Below are 6,603 nucleotides of genomic sequence, written 5' to 3' on the forward strand. Positions count from 1 at the left end.
GACTTCTTGTTTCGCCGATCATATCTTAGGTTCTTCTGAACCTTTGTGTCAAGCTTAATGAAGATGCTCTTACCCTGAACAAACACCAAGAACGAATTGTTAATTACCACTATTATCAGTCAAATAAGATTTGTTCGATTGGCTCGGGTGCTGTGGAATCAGCAATCAAACAAATTGGTCGTCGTATCAAAATTTCTGGTGCACAATGGAATGAGCAAAATGTCCCGCAAGTTTTGGCGCATCGAGTAGCTTACTTAAATGGAATGATTGGTGTCAATCCCAAGGCAGCAGCTTAAATTATCGTCAGTATAAATACTGATTGCATAACTGTTATGCTCCCTATCGAGGGCGATCGCCCGTCAGTTTTTGGCAGCATCCTTGAATATCGATTTAACGGAATCATTAAATATTATTTCTCGCATCCTACTCTTTGTTTCCCACCTTTATAGCATACCTGGAATTGTATTTATTTGCCAGCCCTTAAATCAAATTTTTCCAGTTTCCAACTGTATTTTTTTCGGACAAATATCATCATCGTACCAACCAGTCAAAGCCACCGCCAAAGCATCCGCCGCATCATCAGGTTTCGGAATATAACCCAACTCCAACTCCCGCGCCACAGCCTCTTGCACTTCCGATTTATCAGCATTGCCGCGGCCGGTCAAAGCTTGCTTAATTTGAGCAGGCGTAAACTCAAACAGCGGCACTCCGCACTGAGCCAATACTAGCGTCAAAACGCCTCGTGCTTGAGCTACAAGTATGGTATTTCCCATTTTGTAAAAAAACAGTTTTTCGGCAATTGCCAAATCTGGTTTTACCTCGTCTATTACCGTGTGCAAATCTTCGTAAATTGTTTTTAGGCGCTGTCCCATTTCCTGCTTTGGCGTTGTTTTAATCACGCCACAATCAATCAGGGAAACGCTATTTTGGTCTTGTTTACCTGGGATGATATGACAAGAAATCGCGCCGTAGCCTAGATTTGCCAAGCCCGGATCTAATCCTAAAATTCGTGTTTTCATTCACATTTATTGATTGTTTGTCTCATATCAAATCCGATTAATCGCACCAGAAAAGCTTCTGTACAGATTCTCACTTCCCAATTATTCCATTCTTTGCTCTAAGATCCGGTCAGGTGTTGTACATTTAAATTGTATATCTTGATGACCATCACAAATCATCCAATCCTCTCCCGGAATCCCCTTCTCCCCGTCGGGTCATCGATCGCCATATACAATCTAAAATATCGCTTCGCTAACGTTCCTATCTTCGGAGAAAAAAACACTAACCCAAGCGTATTACATGATATAGTCATTTTTCATCGCAGCCTGTTTTCTTTTTTACCGTGGTTTTTTTTGAGTTTTTAGCGCACTATTCCATATAACTCGGTCATGTAACTCTGTCACAATCTTTTTCAAGATGCTATCTTCACACCACTGCTTGTAATGCCAGAATACAGCCGACTGCAATCTTAATCTGTAATGCTAATATATCGAGGCTGATACTTGATTCGCTCGATCCAAGATTGAATTTCCGGAAACCGCGTCAAGTCAAATCCGCCTTCCCCAGCAACGTGAGTGTAAGCAAATAAACCTATGTCAGCGATAGAATAGCGATCGCCCACAAAAAAGTCATTCTGTTCTAAATGCTGTTCCATCACCCCCAAAGCAGCATAACCCGGTGCTTGTTTTTGTTGCAATGCTGCTTGATATTGCTCAGCTTTCCCTGTCAAATACCAAAAACGAGAAGTTGCAATAAAAGGTTCATGGCTGTACTGTTCAAAAAACAACCACTGCATCACTAAAGCACGTTCAAATTTATCGCTGGGGAAAAACTCAGTTCCTTCACTCAAGTAAAACATAATCGCATTCGATTCAAAGAGCAACTTACCCGGTGCAATCTCTAAAACCGGAATCCGCCCGTTAGGGTTTTTGACCAGAAATTCGGGTGTGCGACTTTCTTTTTGGAGAATATTAATTGGCGTGCGATCGATCGCAAGATTGAGCTGCGTTAATAGCAAGCGAACTTTATAGCAATTACCCGATGGGGCATATTCGTAAAGCTTGAACATGAGTATTGAGGAGATTTTAATCTCTTAAATTATCTCATGATTTAGATAATTTAGGCAAGATTAGTTAACAGTTGTTTGCTAATATTATACTAATCCTGAAATATAGTGCTACATATAGATTGTTTTATGCGATCTGTCGGGATACCGCATTGCCTTGTTCTTCTGGAAATCTACGAGTTTTAATGATTGGTATAAGATTATAAATTGTAGCAACATTTTTGGGGATTGGTATTATTTTGGTGATTTTTGGCGATCGGCAAAACCAGCAACTTCTCCCAGCGTATAAAGCGGCCTGCCCTTCACCTCCTCATAAATCCGCCCAATATACTGGCCCAAAATCCCAATACTGACCAACTGCACCGCACCCAAAAAGAAAACCGCCATAATTATAATTGTCAAACCACTTAATCCCGAACCCGGAGAGAAAAGACGCCAGTACAAAACCAGAAAAGCCATTAAAACAGACACCAAAGCCGAAAATAAACCCAAATAAATCGACAGTTGCAAAGGAACTTTTGAAAAAGAAACTAAACCGTTCATCGCCAAAGCAAAAGATTTGCTAAAGGTATACTTAACCTCGCCAGCAAAACGCGGATCACGTTCAAACTTAACCGCAGTTTGTTTGAAACCAATCCAAGCCCGTAGTCCCCGAATGTAGCGATTGCGTTCGGGCATAGCATTGAGCACATTCACTACGCACCTATCCATTAAACAAAAATCGCCCGTATCTATGGGAATATCAACATCAGCAAGATTCCGCAAAATACGATAATACATATAAGCTGGCAACCGCTTAAACCAACTTTCTTGACGGCGTTGAGTGCGCTGGGCGTAAACAACTTGATACCCGATCCGCCACTGTTCTACCATATCTAGAATTAGCTCTGGGGGGTCTTGCAAATCGCCGTCCATGATGACGACAACTTGACCACTAGAAAAGTTTAAGCCAGCAGTTACAGCTATTTGGTGGCCGAAATTGCGGGCTAAACTGAGGTAACAAATTCGCGAGTCTTGTTCGTGCAATTCTCGCAAAAGTTCCAAAGAGCGATCGCGGCTGCCATCATTGATTAAAATTAATTCTACTGGGCCGTCGAGGTGCTCCATCACCCCGCTAATTCGTCTATACAATTCAGGGAGGTTTTCTTCTTCGTTATAGATGGGAATTATCAAGGAATACTTAGGTGTATGGTTCATCGCAGTTTTTGGTAGATCGTATTTTCAATTGTCAAATCAAGAGTCTATTTTTTGCCGAAGGCACTGGCGGCTTCTAGGAAAAGCTTCTGCACGTAATTTCGCTCTTCTATCCCGACAAAGATAGCCCACAAAATATCAGCGTACCAACATTTATATAATTTATTAAATAGGAAAAATTCAAGGCAGTATAAAACTGACACCAGCCAAGCGAAAATATCTGTTATCATAGATGTTTGGTCGGACTAAAAAATTTACAATAATCACCCATAGATTCAAAATTGTATGACAAATTCCAATGATCTTTGGCAAGCAAATCAAGACTTAAGCGAAGCTTGTCTCCAACATCCGTTTGTCAGAGGCATTGCTGACGGTAGCCTAGCCCAAAATAGTTTTGCATATTACGTTGCACAAGACGCATTTTTTCTGAGAGCCTTCGCTCGTGCTTACAGCATTGCTGCGGCCAAAGCACCAGACTGGGAGGGATTTGAAATCCTCCACAATCTCGGTAGCGGTGTTTTAGAAGAACTTGGCTTGCATCAAGGATATGCAGCGAAATGGGGTGTAAACTTGTCAGAGGCAAAACCGGGAATCGCTACCAGGCGCTACACGGATTTTTTATTAGCGACAGCCTGGGGAAGCGGTGTAGGTTTGACTGTAGCGGCGATGACTCCTTGCTTGCGGTTGTATGCTTTTTTGGGACAGCAGTTAGCTAAGCCTAAAATACCGGAACACGCCTTGAGCGAGTGGATTTTTACCTATAGCAGCCCTGAGTTTGAGATTTTAGCAAAACAACTGGAAAGTTTGGTCGATCGCTATGCCGACACAACGCCGGAATTGTAAGGATTCAGGTCTAAGATTGTGGAATCAGAGAAGGCATGAAAAAGTTACAAGAATGGGCAGATAGAGCATCACGGAAAAAAGCCATTGCACTTTTACCTTGAAATCTACAAGTCTGAATCACAGATAGCAAATCAGCAGTTTGTTCAAACCGAAACATGGAGCGGGAACCGCCAGATACTTTACGTTTAGTCACAGCTAATCGCAGAGAACGTTCTGCTAAATTATTGTCTGGAGGAATTTCAGGGTGGTCTAAAAAGTACCACCATTGGTGCGCTTTCTCACGCAACGAGCGCAGCAACAGTCCAGCAGCATAACCAACATGACCCATCCAAGTATTTAACAATTCTGCCAGTCTGGTCTTAAAGTCCCTCGCCCAAGTGTGATAATCGAGTTCTTCAGGGTGTTCGCGCCATTGTCGATGTTGTCGAAATGCCTCATCAATTAATTCCAAAAACGCCTCTGCGATAACAGTATTGTTGCCGTGACTAATTTGAAGAACTTTCTTAAAATGTTGCCGTAGATGCGCCAAACATTTCTGCTGTGCCCCAACAACCACACCGCTGTATACGCTAAAGTCATCAGAGCTCAATACTCCAGCTTGCCTCGTTCCCCAGCATCGTCTCTAATTCGGCACGCAGGGCGAGTGTCTGCCGCATGAAACAGGCAAAAATCTTTACCCGTAGCTGTCCACAACCATTCTTTGACTCCCTTGACACACCACGGGGTTTCATCGACATGGACGTTAGCTTGTAACCCACATTCCGCAGATATTCAGACAAATTTAATAATTTTAAATTTGGAGGCAGGAAACCCTGAAGTAAATACCTAGCAAAGATTTCAACTTTTGCTAAAATTAGATAATAGAGTCAGCAACCAAGGTGTAAAAAATCATGAATAAGCCCCAAGACGAAATTAAAGTCCTCAATATAGACCATTTAGGAATAATAGCCGGAATTATCGATGAAATGGAACTGGTAGAAATAGTGAATCAACAAGTGGGAATCAAATCAAAAGAGATGCTAACTCCTGGACAAGTAATGAAAGCGATGATTTTGAATGGATTAGGGTTTTTAAGCGCCCCTTTATACCTATTTGAGCAGTTTTTCGTCGGCAAAGCAACAGAACATCTCCGCCATCGAAGGAGTATTACCATCACATTTAAATGATGACCGACTAGCGAGAGCATTAGACAAATATTATGCAGTAGGCATAACACAACTATTTACAGCAATCGCCCTAAAAGCCGCCGAAAAATTTCAAGTAAAAATGAATAGCATACATTTGGATGGAACTTCAATGTATGTACATGGAGAGTATGCAAAACCGTCAGAAAAAGGAGTAGATTCAGTCAAGATTGAGCCATTCGAGAAAATTCAAGAATCTGAGCCAGAATCAGAGATGAAAGCCATAGAGCTCAAACATGGATATTCGAGGGATCATCGACCAGACCTCAAGCAATTTATTATTGACATGATTTGTACAGGAGACGGAGACATACCATTATATCTCAAAATAGACTCAGGAAACATCGATGACAAAAGTGTGTTTGTAGAGCGATTAAAAGAATTCAAAAAATCCTGGACATTTGAAGGGATAAATGTAGCAGATAGTGCCTTATACACCAAAGATAATATCATCGCCATGAGCGAAATGAAATGGATAACTAGAGTTCCTTTAAGTATAAAATTAGCTCAGGAGAAAATCTCAAATATCGAAGATAACGAATGGACAGAAAGTGAAATATCAGGATATAAAATAGCCGAAAGATCGAGTGATTATGGAGAGGTAGAGCAAAGATGGTTAATAGTAGAAAGTGAGGCGAGGAAAAAATCAAGTATTAAACAAATAAATAAGCAAGTAGAAAAACAAAAAGAAAAAGCAGAAGCCTCTCTACGTAAGCTGTCTAAGCAAGAGTTTGCTTGCGAGCCAGATGCTAAAATGGCTATAGAAAAATTATCAAATTCATTCAAATATCATAAAATCAACAATATTCAATATCAAAAAACAGCCGAATATGAGCAATCAGGTAGACCAAGTAAATTGGCAAAGCCTACTCAAATCAATTATCGAATAACAGGTGAGTTAGAGACTAAATTAGAAGTAATTGAATCTGAAAAAACTCGGGCAGGCAGATTTATTTTAGCAACAAATGTTATCGATAAGAATGAATTGAGTAATGAGAACGTACTCAAAGAATACAAAGCGCAACAATCAACAGAAAGAGGATTTAGATTCCTGAAAGATCCGTTGTTTTTCACTTCAAGTGTCTTCGTAAAAAATCCTCAGAGAGTAGAAGCAATTGCCATGATAATGGGACTGTGTTTGTTGGTCTATACCCTAGCACAAAGAAAGCTTAGACCAGGGTAAGAGCATCTTCATTAAGCTTGACACAAAGGTTCAGAAGAACCTAAGATATGATCGGCAAAACAAGAAGTCAGAACCAGAAACATATAATCATTATTCATAGCTGCCCGCTTCATTTTTTGTCGGAGACTACGTTG

5 protein-coding genes and 3 pseudogenes are annotated in these 6,603 nt (G+C 40.8%); 3 read left to right on the forward strand and 5 right to left on the reverse strand.

The genetic code is table 11. The features are described from left to right. Window positions 1-74: 74 nt before the first annotated feature. A pseudogene (locus QUB52_RS28280) lies at window positions 75-296 on the forward strand (ISKra4 family transposase); the annotation flags it as partial. Between the two features lie 189 nt (window positions 297-485). On the opposite strand, the gene ruvC reads toward QUB52_RS28280, so the two are convergent. The 4 genes from ruvC to QUB52_RS28300 all read right to left on the reverse strand — a co-directional run bounded on the left by ruvC (window position 486) and on the right by QUB52_RS28300 (window position 3,489). Then, complete coding sequence (gene ruvC / locus QUB52_RS28285) at window positions 486-1,019, reverse strand: crossover junction endodeoxyribonuclease RuvC (protein WP_265239467.1); 534 nt, start codon at window positions 1,017-1,019, stop codon at window positions 486-488. A gap of 449 nt (window positions 1,020-1,468) precedes the next feature. Continuing rightward, the gene (locus QUB52_RS28290; RefSeq protein WP_265239468.1) at window positions 1,469-2,068 is read right to left on the reverse strand and encodes a glutathione S-transferase family protein; all 600 of its coding nucleotides are present in this window, start codon (window positions 2,066-2,068) and stop codon (window positions 1,469-1,471) included. 231 nt (window positions 2,069-2,299) lie between these two features. Then, window positions 2,300-3,262, reverse strand: a complete 963-nt coding sequence (locus tag QUB52_RS28295) for a glycosyltransferase family 2 protein (protein WP_265239469.1) — start codon at window positions 3,260-3,262, stop codon at window positions 2,300-2,302. Between the two features lie 44 nt (window positions 3,263-3,306). Next, window positions 3,307-3,489, reverse strand: a complete 183-nt coding sequence (locus QUB52_RS28300) for a hypothetical protein (RefSeq protein ID WP_332975611.1) — start codon at window positions 3,487-3,489, stop codon at window positions 3,307-3,309. A gap of 55 nt (window positions 3,490-3,544) precedes the next feature. Between QUB52_RS28300 and QUB52_RS28305 the strand changes: the two genes are divergently transcribed. Continuing rightward, window positions 3,545-4,102: a TenA family protein gene (locus tag QUB52_RS28305; protein ID WP_332975610.1), complete on the forward strand. Its 558-nt coding sequence runs from the start codon at window positions 3,545-3,547 to the stop codon at window positions 4,100-4,102. A 10-nt stretch (window positions 4,103-4,112) separates the two neighbouring features. Here the strand turns inward: QUB52_RS28305 and QUB52_RS28310 are convergent. Continuing rightward, window positions 4,113-4,852, reverse strand: a pseudogene (locus tag QUB52_RS28310) (IS66 family transposase); the annotation flags it as partial. A gap of 215 nt (window positions 4,853-5,067) precedes the next feature. Between QUB52_RS28310 and QUB52_RS28320 the strand changes: the two are divergent. After that, window positions 5,068-6,469: pseudogene (locus tag QUB52_RS28320) on the forward strand (IS1634 family transposase). Window positions 6,470-6,603: the final 134 nt, after the last annotated feature.

The organism is Microcoleus sp. A6-C6 (assembly GCF_036705955.1).
GTDB lineage: Bacteria > Cyanobacteriota > Cyanobacteriia > Cyanobacteriales > Microcoleaceae > Microcoleus.